Origin of the sequence: Paenibacillus sp. FSL R7-0302, assembly GCF_038006885.1 — a bacterium.
Classification (GTDB): domain Bacteria; phylum Bacillota; class Bacilli; order Paenibacillales; family Paenibacillaceae; genus Paenibacillus_AQ.
This window is the reverse complement of the sequence record NZ_JBBOWB010000002.1, coordinates 733247-750556: the sequence shown is the minus strand read 5'-3', so window position 1 is coordinate 750556 and position 17310 is coordinate 733247. Positions and strand designations below refer to the sequence as shown.

The window sequence follows — 17310 nt, the reverse complement described above, 5'->3', positions numbered from 1 at the left end:
CGGTATTCTGTCCGCTTGGCTTAACTCCGCCCTAATTCAATGTAAGCTCACTGCCATCACTAAGCGTAACCCGCCAGACGGGATGAAGCTGCAGCTTCTCCCCGGCCAGCGCAGGCATATAAGCAGGCGTAAGCTCAACAATCCGCAAGGAGCTGCCGATCTGCGCCAGCCGCTGCTTCAGCAGTTCGCCGCCGGGCAGCTCGACAATGGTCTTCTCAGACTTGTCCTCATTCGTATACATCAGGGAGCGCTCATAGGAAGAGACCGTTCCCTGTTGTAGCTCCAGATGGATTACGCCGTACTGAAGCTGCGGGTTACTCATAATCGGATAGGAGCCCGACGGATAAGCGCCATAATATTGCTGAAAAGAAACCTTGCGGTCCTGTCGGCCCTCTTCCGTAGCAGCCAGCCTGTAGGTTCCGTTCCAGCCGCCGTGCCGGTTCACGAAATCCACCGCCTCCAGCGCATCCTTTGCCGGCGTACTGTCGCCATCCGGCAGTGCAGCCGGGTCGCTATAGCTCATCCAGTTCTGTTCCTGGTCTACCTGCAGGCTGCGCTTGCTATCCGTATAAATCTTGGAGCCATCCTTCTCCGGAATGTACCTGGTGCTGCCCGCATCGAAGAACAGATTGCTCTGCATTTGTTCAATGGTATACATACCCGCAGGCATCACGACTTTAACCAGCGGAACATCCGCCTCAGGAACATAATACTCACCGTTCACGGCTGTATACAGCGTCAGATTCTTGCCGAAGTCCACATGCTGCTGCACATCCTGGACCGTAAGATCGGCCTTAGCCGCTTCGTACACAATATCCCCGCGTGTGCTGAAGAAGATGGCATGGGCTTTGGAGTCATTTTTGATATTATAGATCCAGATCCGGTCAATGCTCTCCCCCTCGAACAGTGAATCCGGCGAAATCTGCATGATCCGCTGCAGCAGCGTTACCGGAATGCCTGCCCCGAACGACAGCTCAATGCCCGGATTCTCGCTGCGAATCTTGTCCCAGTCGAAATCCTGTACGGACCGCCGCTGGAAGCTCTCGAAGCTGCGGCCCTTCAGGCGGTTCATGATCAGATTATAGAAGGTGGAACTAGGGTAGAACAGCGTATGCTTGTCCCCGCCCATATGAATAATCATTTTATCGGGGTAGAGCAGGTTCTCCACCTTTTCCTCCGGCCCCATATTATCGGTCTTCACATATAAGGTCTTCGACAACACCGCCGAGTCGCTGCCCGGCAGCCTGTAGATCAGGTAATAGCTCTCCACGAGACTTCCGAGTATAAGCAGGACCAGCATCCATGACTTGATTCTCTCCTTCACGCCTCACTCCCCCTTTGCTTCATCAAAGGCAGTGTGAACGTGACCAGCGAGCCCTCATTCAGCTCCGACTGCAGGGAGATGGAGCCGCCGTGGGCTTTGACAATTTCCCGGGCAATGGACAGCCCCAGACCTGTTCCGCCCATGTTCCGCGAGCGTGCCTTATCCACCCGGTAGAAGCGTTCAAAGATCCGCTCAATATCCTTCTTCGGAATCCCTATACCAGAGTCACGGACAGACACGGCCAGCATGCCGTCCTCGTTCTTATGCGCCTCCAGCTGGATCGTCCCGCCTTCCGGCGTATACTTGAGGGCATTGGAGACCAGATTGCCCAGCACCTGATCAATCTGATCGCGGTCCAGCCAGGCTGTAGCGACATCCTTACGCACCCTGGTGCTGATGTGAATCCGCTTCTGGCGGATCTGGAAGGAGAAGCGGTCCGCCACATCCTCCAGCATCTCGGTGATATCCGTCTGCTGAATGCGCAGGCTGGATTCCTTAGAATCAAGTCGCGACAGATGCAGCAGATCCGTAACCAGCCGGATCATGCGCTCCGTCTCATTGCGGATAACGCCGACGAACCGCACGGCAAGCTGCGGATCTTCAAGTGCGCCGTCATCCAGCGCCTCCGCATAGCTCTTGATCGTCGTAAGCGGCGTCCGCAGTTCATGCGACACGTTCGCCACGAACTCCCGGCGAGACTCCTCCAGATTCTCCTGCTCCGTAACATCCTGCAGCACCGCAATCGTCCCGGCGATCCGTCCGCCTTCGCGGCGGTGAATCGGGGTGAAGGTCACCCGCACAATATTGGGGTCCTCTCCGACCATGGGAGACAGATGGAGCATGGCCGACTGGGGAACGCCCTGAGTTACCGAGACAGACTGCTCAGGCTCCAGGCCCAGCAGCCCGCCAAGCGAGGCTCCTGCCGGAAGCGGTCCTTCCGCGCCCAGCATCAGGGCAGCGCGCGTATTCATCAGAATCACCGCGCCGCTCTCGTCTGTGGCTACGACACCGTCACTCATATTGGCGAGAATGGACGACAGCTTCTCCTTCTCCTCTTCGTTCTGCAGCAGCGCCTCGCGCAGCCGGTCCGTCATATAGTTGAAGGCCTGGCTCAGCTGGCCAATCTCATCATTGCCGAACACAGGAACCTTCCGGTTGAAGCGCCCTTCGGCCACAGCCGTGGCATGCTTGGTCATCTCCTTAATCGGATGTGTGATCGTATGGGCCAGAATGACACCCAGTACGGCCGTCAACGCCAGCGCCAGCAGCAGCCCCGAGAGGAACACACTGTTAATCCGGCTCATGGTGGCATATAAGTCTTTCATATCGGCAGCTATATAGATGGCGCCTACCACCTTATCACCGGAAATTACCGGCTTCGCTACTACCTTCTTGCGCACATTATCATCAGCGATGATATATTCCTCATTATCGCTGATCCCCTGCAAGGCGCGGCTGACCACGGTCTGCGTGTTCCGCTGGCCGACATAGTCATTCTGTGAAGGGATCGAGGTGGTAATAATCTTGCCGCTCGCATCCAGCACCTGAATTTCTGCACCATTGATATACAGATTATTCACCATGCCGCGCAGGCTCTCCACCGCCGACTCCTCATCGGCTGTTCCTGTCTCACTGCCGAGTTTGTCAGCGGTGAGGATCGAGAGCATCTCGGCCCGGGCCTTCAGATCCTTGGTGAAGTTATCCGTCAGCGAGTTCTTCATCGAGCTGACAAAGTATACGCCAATCAGCTGCATCGCAATCAGAATCAGCAGCACATAGATTACGATAAGCCTGGCCTGAATCGTCCGGAAAAAGGACAGTGCCTTCATTACAACCCTCCGTTTTTGGGGCTATGCATCAAATAACCGAGTCCGCGCCGGGTATGAATATACTCCGGCTTACTGGGATTCTCCTCAATTTTTTCTCTGAGCCGGCGGATGGTCACATCCACCGTCCGCACATCGCCGAAATATTCGAAGCCCCACACAGCCTGCAGCAGATGCTCCCGGGTCATTACCTTGCCCGCATGGCGGATCATGTAATAGAGCAGCTCATATTCACGATGTGTCAGATCCAGCGGCTCACTATCCTTGTAGACCATGTACATATCCGTATCAATGAATAATCCGAAATGATAGACCCCCTGCTTGCTCTCCACTGTCTCACTCGGCGCTTCCGACGGGGACGGCTTATGCTGACGCCGCATTTGGGCCTTAACCCTGGCCAGCAGCTCACGGGTACTGAACGGCTTAGTCACATAATCATCCGCACCAAGCTCCAGACCCAGCACTTTATCAATCTCCCCATCCTTGGCGGTAAGCATAATGATAGGAATATCCAGATGGGCAGAGCGCACCTCACGGCAGACATCCATTCCGTCCTTGCCGGGCAGCATGAGATCCAGCAGCATCAGATCGGGACGCTTGGACAGAGCCAGCTCCACTGCACTGTTGCCGTCGAAGGCGCAGATGACCTCGTAGCCCTCTTTTTCCAGATTGAATTTCAATATATCAGCAATAGGTTGTTCGTCATCCACTACAAGAATCGTTCCCATTTGCATATGCTCAGCTTCACCTTTCTAACGATACTCGAAACCCTGATTCCTTTATTTTAACATACCTGCCTTAGCGTCACATCTATATAAGATGCCAGTTCAAAGAGAAATAAAAACCGCCCGAAATGATCCGGACGGCAGAGAAGAATTATAGAATGGTGGTCTAGCTCTTATCCATTACTTCAGGTATTTCATTGGATTGATGGCCGTCCCGTTCTTGCGGATCTCGAAATGCAGATGCGTCCCCGTGGAGCGCCCGGTGTTGCCCATAATTCCGATGGGGCTGCCCTGTCCCAGCTTCTGTCCGATAGAGACCGAAATACTGCTTAAATGCCCATAGTACGTAACGTATCCGTTGTTATGGTTAACGATCACCACATTGCCGTACCCGTTCTGCACACCAGCGAAGCTGACCGTCCCAGCGTCCGCAGCCTTGATCGTGCGGTTGCCCGATACCAGATCGACTCCCTTGTGTGTGCGTCCCCAACGCTCGCCGTAGCTGCTGGAGATCATCGCTCCGCTAACCGGCCAGGCGAACATTCCTGTTCCTTCACCTACAACCTTGGTGCCGGAATAGACCACTTCAGGCAGAGAAGCCTTCACTACGCTCTGGCCCAGCCACTCCTCCTGAACCACCTGTCCGTTCTCTTTGGTCAGCCTGTACTTCATCGTTTTGAGCCCGGTTTGTCCGGGGCGGACTACCTTCCGCTTGCCTGCCGGCAGCTGGTCACTCTTGCGGATAATAACCTCAGGCTCCGTGACCACCTCTTCAGTTACCTGTTCTACGGTCACTACCGTTAGGTCAGGCTGTGGCACCGTTAGCTGCAATTCATCCCCAATCTGCAGACTAAGCTCCTTCACCTCGGGATTATTGCGGAAAATCTCCGCCTGAGTGATATTGAACCGGGAAGCAATAGCGGAGACTGTGTCGCCTTCTTGAACCGCATAGCGCAGCGGCGCCTCCCTGCCTTCAGTCAGCACCTTCACTGCCTCTTCTACACTAAGCACCTTATTGGGATCTGCCTTCACCGGAACAATGTTAACTTCCTCCCGGATCTTGACTGACTCCACCTGATCATTGGCGGCTGAACCAGCCGCTCCCGCCTTGGCCGCTGTCTTCTTCAGCTTCGCACCCGGAGCTGCCGCCTTCTGCGGAGCGTAATGCGACTTAACGGCCTGAAGCACCGCCGCCGCCGTCTCCTGATCCTTCACAATCCCGAGTGGTTCCCCATCCACAGCCAGTTGTACGCCTACGGCATAAGCCTTGAGCATACCATCCAGCTTGTCCAGTGTAGCCTCGCTGTTAATCTCCGGCTTGTAAGCCCGCTGGGCCTCGGTCGTAATACCGCCGGTCTGTAGTACCATCACAGATTCAGGATACTTGAGCTGATATTCCCGTCTCTTCTCCTCGAACAGCTTGTTCAAATCCGCCTCCTGGTTCAGCGCTCCAATCTCCTCACCGTTCACCAGCACTTTGTAATAGGTTACTGTATTCGCTGCTACCTGCTTCTTCTGTGCCCCCACCAGGAAGGTGGTCAGCAGAACCAGACCGGCAGAAGCCAGTATCCATGAACGCCGGCGGCGGGATTTCATCTCCGGCTGAAAGACACGGGATTCCCCCGAAGTCATTGCATCCTTACCTTGTTCACCTGCTGCACCAGATCCTGCGGATGCTTCTGCACGGTTCCGCAGGTTCCCCATCCGGCGTATAAACTTAAATCCTTTCATGAAACTCTCCCTTTCGGCTGTAAAAACAAGAATGTATATGCTTCGCGCATCCGATTTGCATGAGTACGAATATGACTGTATGACGCATACGAAAAAGGTTACAAAATATTAACCCTTATTAGTCCTTTTTTACTGTACCATAGCCTGAAGAAAAATTTCAACTTTGCTCCCATAGCAAAACCCGCCAATTTCGCGGGTTTATTCCCAAAATATGCGTTTTAAACGGCGAAATCTTGTCCAAAAAATGACAATTTTAATTCTGATTCGTCCCTCCGCTATCTGGTGTAAGCATTTTCATCAGCGCCTTATATTCATCCTCATCTACGTACTTCGCAATGATACCCTGCAGTTCCGTTACTTCGCTCTCTGTCAAGCCGCCCTCCAGGGCAGCAGAGATCTTGATCATCTCCTCCTGGGGAAGCTTATTCATCAGAATATTGAAGATATTGGATTTCGCATTAGCAGGCAGGTTCTCCTTTAGATCATTCATAGCCTCCGGCGTCATCACCAGATTCTGGTCCAGCCCCTGCTCACTCTGTTCTTCTCCCGAAGCGGCTTGTCCCATCACAGGCAGTGCATTATCGGGCACCGTCTCGTCTACCGATTTCTCTTGAAGATTCCCGGCTTTTCCGCCACTGCTGTCCTTCTTCTCTACCTCCGTCTTGCTTGAATCAGCCTCCTTATTGAAGTTTTTAGTCTCGCTTGAGGCCGCTTTGGAATTCTCCTTGGGAGCAGCCCCGCTGCCGCCCATACCGGTCAGACTCTTCACAAAGCCGCCGATTCCCGGCCCCGGCCCGTCCAGCTTGATATCGAAGCTGGCCAGCACCGACTGGATATACGTATTCACCACATAGGCCGTTGTCAGCATGGACAGGCCGCTCGCCAGCACCACAATCAGGCAGATGCTCAGCGCACGCTTCACTATTTTCACCAACATCACTCCCTTACACCCTGCTCTATTCAACCTCAGAAGAATCGGTTCGCTATGATCCCATTCTCACAGTATTGACTAGAACAACGTCCGGGAAACGTCCCCGAAGCACATTAAAGCTGATTAACCTGCTAAAAAAACATCAGAACATACAGAAACAGGAGCCTCACCGAGGCCCCTGCTCCTATACATATCTATTTAGTTCTGCTTCAGTCTAGATATAGATTGGCAGTACTTGATTAGTCTGTTCACGGTTGCGGCCCACAGAGAAGATCGAGATCGGAATCCCCGTCAGTTCCGATACACGTTCCACGTATTTGCGTGTGTTGGCCGGCAGATCCTCCAGCGTCTTCGCCCCAGTGATGTCCTCACTCCAGCCTGGAAGCTCCTCATAGACCGCTTCACACTCTGCCAGCATTTTCAGGCTTGCTGGGTAATGTGTGATAATATCTCCACGGTACTTGTAGCCGGTGCAGATCTTCACAGTCTCAAGACCGCTCAGGACATCCAGCGAGTTCAGCGACAGGCCGGTGATTCCGCTGACGCGGCGGGCGTGACGCACAACCACACTGTCGAACCAGCCCACGCGGCGGGCGCGTCCGGTTACGGTTCCGTACTCATGCCCGGTCTCGCGAATATAATCACCGGTAGCATCGTTCAGCTCTGTAGGGAACGGGCCGTCTCCAACGCGGGTAGTATAAGACTTCGCCACACCGATAACCTGCTTGATCTTGGACGGGCCCACGCCCGAACCGATGCAGACGCCGCCAGCCGAAGGATTCGATGAAGTAACGAACGGATAAGTTCCCTGGTCGATATCGAGCATCACGCCCTGCGCACCTTCGAACAGCACCCGGGAATCCGCATCAATCGCATCATTCAGTACCACCGAAGTATCGGTTACATAGCCGCGCAGCACTTCTGCATACTCCAGATATTTGGTCAGAATCTCTTCCACATTCAGCGGCTCAGCGCCGTATACCTGAGTGATCACCTGATTCTTCTCTTCCATCAATGGACGAAGTCTCAGCTCGAATTCCTCAGCGTCCATCAGATCGGCAATCCGGATGCCGTTACGGGCAGCCTTATCCATGTAGCACGGGCCGATCCCCTTGCGTGTTGTACCGATTTTGTTCGGGCCTTTGCGGTCTTCCTCAAGCGCATCCAGCACCATATGATAAGGCATAATGACATGCGCACGATCGCTGATTACCAGGTTCTTCGTATCGAAGCCATTGTCATGAATATAATTAATTTCTTGGATCAGCGCTTCCGGGTTAATGACCATTCCGTTGCCGATAACACAAGTCTTCTCTTTATAAAATACACCAGATGGAATCAAGCTCAGCTTGAACTTCTTTCCGTCAATCAGAATCGTGTGACCGGCATTGTTACCCCCTTGATACCGGGCGACCACATCTGCACTTTCCGCCAGAAAATCCGTGATCTTGCCTTTGCCTTCGTCTCCCCATTGTGTTCCCACGACGACTACCGTTGACATGTACATTCCTCCGTAGGTGCTAGCAAGCACCATTATTTTTCCGCTTATCATAGGGGCTCTGTACGCGCTTCATCTTGTACGCAGCCCTCCGGACACCAGGCGGGCAGGCCGCCAAAGCACAATAATCAGTGTAACAGCGGCACTTTTTAAAGTCAAATAAAAACGAACGATCACAGACTGAAATGTGCGATCGTTCGTGTATTGTGCGAAGTTTGCCTAACCTGCAAACGGTTCTGCATGGGCCCGCTCGTAGTTGACGAACTTGTTGAAGTTCTTGAGGAACACAAGCTCCACCGTCCCTACCGGACCGTTACGCTGCTTGGCAATAATAATTTCGATAATGTTCTTCTTCTCGGTATCCTGATTGTAATAATCATCACGGTACAGGAAGGCTACGATATCGGCATCCTGCTCGATAGAGCCTGATTCACGAAGGTCACTCATCATCGGCCGTTTGTCCTGGCGCTGCTCCACACCGCGGCTGAGCTGGGACAAGGCAATAACCGGAACGTCAAGCTCACGGGCGATCTGCTTCAGGGTACGGGAGATTTCCGATACCTCCTGCTGGCGGTTCTCGCCGGCCTTGCCCCGGCCCTGGATCAGCTGCAGGTAGTCGATGACAATCATTCCGAGTCCCTTTTCCTTCTTGAGCCGGCGGCATTTCGCCCGGATATCGGTAACTGTGATGCCCGGAGTGTCGTCGATGTAGATTTCGGACTCGGACAGCGACTGGATGCCCATCGTGAGCTTGGACCAGTCATCATCGCTCTTGAAATCACCGGTACGCATAATATTGGCGTCCAGATTGGCCTCTGCGCAGATCATACGCTGAACCAGCTGGGGCGCCGACATTTCCAGACTGAAGATGGCTACCGTCTCCTTCGCCCGCACCGCCACATTTTGCGCGATATTCAGAGCGAAGGCCGTCTTCCCGACGGAAGGACGGGCCGCCACAATAATCAAGTCATTGCGCTGAAAGCCGTTCGTCATATGGTCCAGGTCAACGAACCCGGTTGGAATCCCCGAGGTTCCGCCTTTATTCTGATGGAGCAGCTCGACCCGGTCGAATACCTGCATGAGCACATCGCGGATGGCAATAAACCCGCTGCCGCTGCGGCGGTTCGAGATCTCCAGGATTCGCCGCTCGGCGTCACTCAGCATAATGCCTACGTCTTCGCCGCCGGTATAGCCTTCGCTGACAATCTGCGTGGCTGTGCGGATCAGCCGCCGCAGCATCGCCTTCTCCTCAATAATCTGGGCGTAATAATCGACGTTGGCCGCAGTCGGCACCGCATGCGCCAGCTTCGCCAGATAGCTGACACCGCCGATATCCTCAAGCTCCCCCTTATCCTGGAGCCGGGATGTCAATGTAATCAGGTCAATCGGCTGGCTCTCTTCTCCGAGCTGCACCATCGCCTCAAATATCATCTGATGCGGTTTGTCGTAGAAGTCTTCGGTATTCACCCGCTCCATCGCGGTAATTAGCGCCTCATCCGACAGTAGAACTGCACCCAGTACGGCCTGTTCTGCCTCCAGATTCTGCGGGGGAACCCGATCGAAAAAGAGATCTCCACCCATCCTACTCCTCCGTTACCTGAACCGTGAGGTTAGCCTTTACTTCAGTATGCAGCTTAACTGTTGCCTGGAACGTGCCTACATGGCGGATCGAATCGCTCAGCTCAATTTTGCGCTTGTCGATGACGATGCCCTGAGTAGCTGCCAGTGTCTCGCCGATCTGCTTGCTGGTAATAGCGCCGAAGAGACGGCCGCCTTCGCCTGCTTTGGCCTTTAGAGTCAGGGTCAGCTCATCCAGCTTCTTGCCCAGCTGTACCGCTTCCTCCTTCTCCTGGTCCTTGCGGCGCTGTTCGGCTGCCGCCTGGTTCTCCAGTGTCTTCACATTACCGTCTGTAGCCGGACGAACCAGCCCGCGCGGCAGCAGGAAATTGGCTGCATAGCCCTCCGACACCTCTTTGACCTGCCCCTTCTTGCCTTGACCCTTAACATCCTTCAAGAATATGACCTTCATTCAAATAACCCCTCTTTCGCTTCAATTTCGGCCAGCACTGCGAGCAGTCTGGCTTCCGCTTCTTTGGTTGTTCCTTCAAGCTGTACAGCCGCGTTGGACAGATGTCCGCCGCCGCCCAGCTTCTCCATGACTACCTGCACATTCATCCGACCCAGAGAACGGGCGCTGATGCCGATCAGGCCGTCAGGACGTTCACTGATGACGAAGGATGCCACCACATTCGTCATCCCAAGCAGCGTATCCGCCGTCTGGGCGATCAGCAGCTGCGGAATCTTCATCCCGGGCTGTGTGACCACCAGTGCTATCTGGTCATACACCATACGCGCATGCTTGATGATCTCCGCCTTCGAGATATACTCCTGCAGATCCTCCTTCAGCATACGCTGAATGAGAATCGTATCCGCCCCGACCCGGCGCAGGAACCCGGCCGCCTCGAAGGTCCGCGAACCTGTATGCAGCGCGAAATGCTTCGTATCGACCGTAATCCCGGCCAGCAGCATCGTGGCCTCCAGCGGGCTGAGCTTAATCTTGTCATGAATGTACTGCAGCAGCTCCGTCACCAGCTCACAGGTCGATGACGCATACGGCTCCAGATACACGAGTACAGCGTCATTGATGAACTCCTCACCCCGGCGGTGATGGTCAACCACCACAATCCGGCTGGCAACCTGCACCAGCCTCGGCTCCATAGTCATGGAAGCCTTGTGTGTATCCACAACAATCAGCAGCGTATGCTCCGTCATCATCTGGAGAGCCTGCTCTGGCGTGATGAAGGTCTTGTAGAGCGCCTCATCCTTACGGATCTCCTCCAACATCCGGGTAATCGAAGGATTCGGCGTCTCCATCACAATGCTGGCTTCCACATTGTACATCTGTGCCGCCTTAAGCAGGCCAATCGCCGCTCCCACCGCGTCAATATCCGGTATCCGGTGCCCCATAATCAGGACCCGGTCGCTCTCCTGCATCAGATCCCGCAGGGCGTGGGCGATCACCCGCGCCCTGACGCGGGTGCGTTTCTCGGCGGCATTGGTCTTGCCGCCGTAGAAGGAGAGCCGCTGGCCCGCCTTCACCGCGGCCTGGTCCCCGCCTCTGCCGAGCGCCATGTCCAGACTCGACTGGGCAAGCGCTCCCAGCTCACTGGCCGATTCCGAGCCGTAGGCAAGGCCTATGCTCAGCGTCATCGGCACCTTGAGGTCAGCCGTCATCTCACGGACCTCATCCAGCACCACGAACCTGCTCTCCTCCAGGGCCTGAAGGCTGCGGTGATTCAGCAGCATCAGGTAACGCTCGGAAGACAACCGGCGCAGATATACCTCGAATTGTTTGCTCCACTCGGTAATCTCACTGGCAACCTTGGCGATTAGCGAAGTGCGCTGCTGATCATCCATCCCCTGGGCGGCCTCATCCAGATTATCCATCATGACAATTCCAATCGCCAGCTTCTCTTCCTCATACCGCTCACGCAGCACCACAAGCTCGGTAATATCGAATAAATACAGCAGCCGTTCGCTTGGAATCACCACGACCTCATAATAACGGTCATCCACCGTAAGCTCATGGCGCTGCTCCTTCAATACCCCTTCCTTAACCGGTTCCCGCTTGGACGGCAGGCTCTGCAGAGAAGCCATAACCTCAGGCATCAGCTCCTGCATATCTTCACCCACAAGAGACTTGCGGGAGAAGATCTGGCCGGCATTCCGGTTATGCCACTCCACCGCCCGGTCCTCACTGTACAGGATAATTCCGAGCGGAAGCATGCTTACAGCCTCCCCCTCCACCCGCTTGATGCGGAAGGACAGGCCGTTGATATAATCTACAAGGTTGCGGCGGAACGACAGCTCGGCCTGCAGCATGGTGAAACACAATGTGCCGGCCAGGAAGAGGCTGGCAACACCGAGGACCCAGTTATAGATACTCACTACTATAATCAGGACCAGCAGCAGTAAGAACGCCCACACGGTATGATAGCCGTGCCAGCGTCTTTGCAGAAATTTTGGCATGAGCCCTCACCCTATCGTTTCGATTTCTTCACAAGCTCCCGCAGCGGAAACGCCAGGTCCACCACACCAATAATCCAGAATCCCGGCAGAGCAATAACAGGGATGGCCAGCAGAAGAGCGATGATCTTGCTCCACTTCCGTTCATGCACCAGGAAGAAGAGGAAGCCGATGGTCTGAATCTTGAACGCAATCTGCAGCAGCGGCAGCAGATTGGCCGAGACCATTAGCATGAAGCCGCTGTCGGCACCGCCGAACAGCAGGCTGATTACGACGCCAAGCAGATAATACCAGATGAATGCTCTGGCCAGTCTCCATTCCCGCGCCGGCTTCAGCTTGGGCACCGCATATCCCATACTGTTCAGAATAGGGCGGACAATGGAATGGGTAATGACCGCAATCACGAACGCACTGAGGATCAGCGTCATCGGTATCGCCTGGATCGTCAGCCAGCTCATCTGGCCAATCTGATCGGAGGAGAGGGCGATCTCGGACAGCAGCGGATTGCTTGCCCCCATACTTGCCAGCCAGTCTGCATAGGTCTTCAGAACATCATAGACATAGTCGTACAAGTTGAACTTAAGGAACGTCGTACTGATCAGCAGGATCAGCAGGAATTCAGCTAGGATAGCGACCATACCGGCAATCAGTGTAGAAATCGCTGAAGCACGCTTCTTGTACCATCGTCCCATCACAAGGGCCGGGATTAAGAAATAAGCCGCAATCAGGATATACATCGGGGTAATCAGGCCCACAATCAGCAGAACCGGTAACAGATGCAGAATGAACTGCTTGGTGTTAAGGGTCGTAAAGAGCACTATGGCCGGAATAATCATAAAGAATGTTGTAATAAGCAAAAGCGGGGTTGACAGGGATAACAGCAGCAACAGATAAGCTACGCTCCAAGCCACAGATGTCCAGCGAAATTTCAACAGTATTCACCTCTTACGCATATGTTCTTCTAATGCAGATATATCCTGGTACCATTCTTCCAGCTGATGGCCCTCCTGCCTGTGCTTTCTCAGCTTCTCCAGCAGTAAATCATCCAGCTCGCGATAAGGGATACCGAGTCTGCGCCCCAAGATGTACGAGCTCATAATCAGGCTGGCCAGACTGTCGCCGACACGCGTGGTACTGCCTTCCCACAGCGCTTTGAATAACCTTGAGACTTGATCAATAACTTCCGTCTTTAACCACTCAATTACCTTGGCGCGTTTGGCCACATCCAGATCCTTCGGCACATTGGGCACTGTCTCTCTACCTCCGGCAAAAAGCATTATTCTCCATTATAGCATAAAAATTTCCGAGCCACACGGACGCCTGCCGCCCCTGAATACCGCCTTCCATCTTTCAAAAAAGGCCCGCATTCCGCTTCGCCGGAAATACAGGCCTTGGTACCTTATAACGATTCGAGCGATTGCCGTGAGACAAATTTCTCGCAGTATTCAATAATCTGGCTCCGGCGTACAATGCCGATGAACCGCTTCATATCGTCGACCACCGGTACGAAGTTCTGGACCTTGGCCAAATTAATCAGATCTTCCATATCCGCATCAATCGAGACCGCCAGATTGTTCATCCGCAGCGGGACATCCTTAAGCAGAAATTTGGAAGCATTCTCAAAAGTGACCGCGCCGCCCGACTCCTTCATATACCAGAGCAAATCACCTTCAGTAACCGTTCCGGCATATTCACCGTTGCGGTTCAGGATCGGCACTGCTGTATAGCGGTGAAACTCCATCCGTTCCAGGGTCTGCCGCAGCGTCGAATCCATGGTAACACATGCGACCTCCTGCTTCGGAAGTAAAAAAAACGCAATGTTCATCTCTTGATCCTCCTCAAAGAATTCCGAAGGAATGCTACTTTACCTTCCTTGCACTAAAGCCCACCGTAGTAATACGTCTGCCCTCAGCAATAAGTTCCATTCCATTATAGCATGAAGACAGTAAACAGCAGCCATTAACCTTGAGGGAATGGCTGCTGTTTTTACACGGACAACAATGGCCGTTCTAATCCTATTGTACTGCAGGTGTGGCCGAAGGCTCAAGCGCATTGCCGGCCTTGCCCGGCTCAATCAGCTGGTCAACCGGTGTGCTGGGGTTCATCCAATTGTCGATCAGCGCCTTGGCTTTATTCAGATCCTCTTCGTTCACTACATCGTAGTAGACCCCGTCCATCCGTTTGCCTTCCCCCATCACCGTGAAGCTGGAGATATCCATGTCCTTGCCGCCCATGAACTTCTTGGCGAGACTGATGATCATCGAGGGCTGAATATCCGTTTTGAAGTTGTCGCCCATGATATCCAGCAGCTCAGGAATATTGCCGATCTGGCTGATTGATAACATTTTATTCGCTACGACATCAATAAAGACCTGTTGACGTTTGGTCCGGTTGAAATCGCTATCCTCACGGTAGCGGGTATAGTTAAGTGCCTCTTCGCCGTTATAATTCGACTTATTGGCCTTAATGGTGAATTTCTCATGGTCTTTGCCTTTGTTGACAATATCCTTCTTGATCGGGAGCGGCACACCGCCAATGGCATCGACAGCATCCTTCAGCCCCTGAAAGTTGATGGTGGCATAATATTGAATATCATGGCCGAGGAGCGCTTCCAGTGTGTCCTTGGACATTTGCTGCCCGCCGAACGCATAAGCATGTGTAATTTTATCCTTCTTATTGTCCTTGTATCCGATAATTTCCGTGTAGGTATCCCGGGGAACGGAGATCAGCAGAATTTTATAATCCTCCGGCCGGATCACCGCATACATCATGGTATCTGAGCGTGCGGTTTCATTCTTCCGCTGATCTGTACCCAGAAGCATCAGAGAGAACGGATCGCTTTTGAGTGCCACGGGTTCAGCCTTAACGGAAGTCGGTGTCTTGCTGGTGTTATTCTCCAGAGGCACATAAGATTCGTTTGCCAGCTTGGTCTCTACCTGATCGGACAAAAAGAGGTCGAAGGCCAGCACAGCAAGCGGCTTCTGGAACAGAAACCCTCCGGCGGCAATCACCAGTACCAGAATGAGCGCAATGTATCTTTTCTTTATTTTTTTAAGCTTATTCATCATTATTTATTCCTTCTTTATGGTGGAATGTACATATTATGAACGTAATCTATTTACAATGGCCGCTTGGGCTTCCAAGACAGTCATGAGTGGGCTGTTCTAGCTGCTGTACGCCGCCCTGCTTCAGATGGTATTATTCCCCCTTTCCGGGATTCGGGTCGTTCTAATTGTAGAATAAACCTGGAAAACGGCTTTGACACATAAACAATATTTCTATTGTAATCACTTCACAACTAAAAAGAAACAACAAATAACGACAACATTGGCATTTAAGCCGCTTATATTCCATAAAGTATATGACGCAGCAAACGGCGTTTTGATTCTTTTTCAGGGAAAAAAATAAAAAAAGACAGTCTGTTCAGCCACTTAACACAGCAGATCAGACCGTCCTCTTAGCCTATTCAGTATCCTTAATCCACCAGCTCTGCGGATTGATGATATTGCTTAAAGCGTTCATTGTTACCCCTTGCAGGCGCTTATTCACCGCAGTAATATCCGAGCGTTCAGCGAAAAAGATCATCGGAACCTCATCATTGATCAGCTTCTGCCATTCATAATAGATTTCCTTCCGGAAGTCCTTATCGTACGCCTTCAAGCTGACTCCTTCCCGGATCAGGTCCTCACTGCGCTTCGACGTCCACCGGGGGTAATTCCACGAATCGGCAGCGCGCCATAAGCCCGAAGGATCAGGGTCGCTGGCCAGTCCCCACACGCCGTTGAACAGCTCCACTGCCGGATCATCCGACTCCACCGCTTCATAAAAGGTATTCAGCTCCTTCAGGCTTCCTCCGCTGAGCCGCACATCCAGCCCGACATCACGCCAATTCTGGAGAATGGCTGCCGTCCGGGCCTCAGCTGTCTTGCTGCCGCTCATCGCATCATAGTGAATAACAAGCTTCTTGCCGCCGGGATCTTCGCGGAGTCCATCCCCGTCCATATCCAGATACCCGGCCTCATCCAGCAGCTGCCCAGCCTTTTCCGGAGAATAGGGATAGGTGTCGATCTCCTCATCCGCGATCTTGGCCCAGCTGGAGCTGGGGATAGGTGTCTCGATAAGCGTCCCAAGGCCATAGGAATATTTATCTAGAATCCCTTGCCGGTCAAGTGCATAATACATTGCCTTACGCAGTCGTTTATCCTTAAACTTGGGATTATCCATTACCACCTGACCGTCTGTCTCATCCCAGTGTCCAAACTTGAACCCGATATATTCAAACGACATTCCTGGTGTGACCCTAATCTCTACATTATCCAATTGCCCTGCGGCTTCATAGGCATCACGCGGCAAAGCCGCCATATCGACAGTTCCTGCTTCAAGCAGAGCGGTAATATCCTTGCTGTCGATCGCCTTATAAGTAATCCCGTCCAGAAGCGCTCCGCCCTTGTAATAATTATCGAACCGTTTCATTTCCACCGTCTGGCCCGGCACAATGCTGGTTACCATGAACGGACCCGTGCCAATTGGCTGCTTGCGCACCTGATCGCTGTCCGGCATGTCCTTAACAGCCACTCCCTCGAAGTACCGCTTGTTCATCGGGTAGGCCCACAGATTATCAATCATGTTCACCCGTGCTGAATTCATTGTAATGCGCAGCGTATACGGGTCCATCACCTTAAGCCCTGTAATTTCCTTCGCCTGGCCCTGGTGGTAAGCTTCTGCGCCCTTGATCATCTCAACGCTATAGTATCTGGAACCCGTATACTCCGGGCTGGCGATAGTCTCCAGAGCAAACTTCCAATCCTCCACGGTCAGCTCATCCCCGTTATGCCAGCGGACCCCGGGCTTAATGGTGAATGTGAACACCGTATGATCCTCGGACTCCTGCCAGCTGGCGATATTAGGAGCAGTGGACAAATCATCCTTCACAGTGAACATGGCCTCAGTGGTGAACTCCAGCACATTGGAATCATCTTCTCCTTCGAAGAATGCCGGTTCAAAAATCCCTTGAAAAGCCGACGGGTAGCCGAAGGTCACAGTCCCGCCTGTAATGGGTTCATCGGCTGTTTGGCTAAGGCGCGCCACAACATTCTTGACGGCCGGGCTTGGCCCGCTGCATGCCGACAATGCCACCAAGAGCGCAAGCGGTAGCATCAGTCTGCCGATGAGTCGGTTTGACATATATTTCTTCCCTCCCGGGTTGGATCACACAGTAATGTAAGCGGTTTCCACACTAGATTTTACTG

The 17310-nt window shown here is 53.2% G+C and carries 14 protein-coding genes; all 14 read right to left on the bottom strand.

Annotated elements, in window-relative coordinates; genetic code table 11:
• Window positions 1-31 precede the first annotated feature (31 nt).
• The 14 genes from MKY96_RS29015 to opp4A all read right to left on the bottom strand — a co-directional run bounded on the left by MKY96_RS29015 (window position 32) and on the right by opp4A (window position 17245).
• Window positions 32-1324 (bottom strand): YycH family regulatory protein, encoded by a 1293-nt coding sequence (locus tag MKY96_RS29015; RefSeq protein WP_340945841.1) that lies wholly within the window; start codon window positions 1322-1324, stop codon window positions 32-34.
• Window positions 1321-3153: a cell wall metabolism sensor histidine kinase WalK gene (gene walK / locus MKY96_RS29010; RefSeq protein WP_076081899.1), complete on the bottom strand. Its 1833-nt coding sequence runs from the start codon at window positions 3151-3153 to the stop codon at window positions 1321-1323. The genes MKY96_RS29015 and walK overlap by 4 nt, the downstream gene beginning before the upstream one ends.
• Window positions 3153-3884, bottom strand: coding sequence for a response regulator YycF (yycF, locus tag MKY96_RS29005; RefSeq protein WP_036728027.1), 732 nt, complete (start codon window positions 3882-3884; stop codon window positions 3153-3155). Before yycF ends, walK begins: the two co-directional genes overlap by 1 nt.
• Window positions 3885-4055: 171 nt before the next feature.
• Window positions 4056-5606, bottom strand: a complete 1551-nt coding sequence (locus MKY96_RS29000) for a M23 family metallopeptidase (protein WP_340945839.1) — start codon at window positions 5604-5606, stop codon at window positions 4056-4058.
• Window positions 5607-5859: 253 nt separating this feature from the next.
• Window positions 5860-6537: a hypothetical protein gene (locus MKY96_RS28995; protein ID WP_340945837.1), complete on the bottom strand. Its 678-nt coding sequence runs from the start codon at window positions 6535-6537 to the stop codon at window positions 5860-5862.
• 214 nt (window positions 6538-6751) lie between these two features.
• Window positions 6752-8038 carry an adenylosuccinate synthase gene (locus MKY96_RS28990; protein ID WP_076081902.1) on the bottom strand — a complete coding sequence of 429 codons (1287 nt, stop codon included), beginning with the start codon at window positions 8036-8038 and terminating at the stop codon, window positions 6752-6754.
• 216 nt (window positions 8039-8254) lie between these two features.
• The gene (gene dnaB, locus MKY96_RS28985) at window positions 8255-9616 is read right to left on the bottom strand and encodes a replicative DNA helicase (protein WP_036699821.1); all 1362 of its coding nucleotides are present in this window, start codon (window positions 9614-9616) and stop codon (window positions 8255-8257) included.
• Between the two features lies 1 nt (window position 9617).
• Window positions 9618-10064: a 50S ribosomal protein L9 gene (rplI, locus tag MKY96_RS28980; protein ID WP_036728030.1), complete on the bottom strand. Its 447-nt coding sequence runs from the start codon at window positions 10062-10064 to the stop codon at window positions 9618-9620.
• Window positions 10061-12064: a DHH family phosphoesterase gene (locus MKY96_RS28975; protein ID WP_340945835.1), complete on the bottom strand. Its 2004-nt coding sequence runs from the start codon at window positions 12062-12064 to the stop codon at window positions 10061-10063. Before MKY96_RS28975 ends, rplI begins: the two co-directional genes overlap by 4 nt.
• A gap of 11 nt (window positions 12065-12075) precedes the next feature.
• Window positions 12076-12972 (bottom strand): DUF2232 domain-containing protein, encoded by an 897-nt coding sequence (locus MKY96_RS28970; protein WP_340945832.1) that lies wholly within the window; start codon window positions 12970-12972, stop codon window positions 12076-12078.
• A gap of 27 nt (window positions 12973-12999) precedes the next feature.
• Complete coding sequence (locus MKY96_RS28965) at window positions 13000-13302, bottom strand: MazG-like family protein (protein ID WP_179090524.1); 303 nt, start codon at window positions 13300-13302, stop codon at window positions 13000-13002.
• Between the two features lie 158 nt (window positions 13303-13460).
• Window positions 13461-13886 (bottom strand): CBS domain-containing protein, encoded by a 426-nt coding sequence (locus tag MKY96_RS28960; RefSeq protein ID WP_036728036.1) that lies wholly within the window; start codon window positions 13884-13886, stop codon window positions 13461-13463.
• A 190-nt stretch (window positions 13887-14076) separates the two neighbouring features.
• Complete coding sequence (locus MKY96_RS28955; RefSeq protein WP_340945828.1) at window positions 14077-15129, bottom strand: LCP family protein; 1053 nt, start codon at window positions 15127-15129, stop codon at window positions 14077-14079.
• A gap of 394 nt (window positions 15130-15523) precedes the next feature.
• On the bottom strand, window positions 15524-17245 hold the full coding sequence (opp4A, locus tag MKY96_RS28950) for an oligopeptide ABC transporter substrate-binding protein (RefSeq protein ID WP_340945824.1): 1722 nt from the start codon (window positions 17243-17245) through the stop codon (window positions 15524-15526).
• Window positions 17246-17310 lie beyond the last annotated feature (65 nt).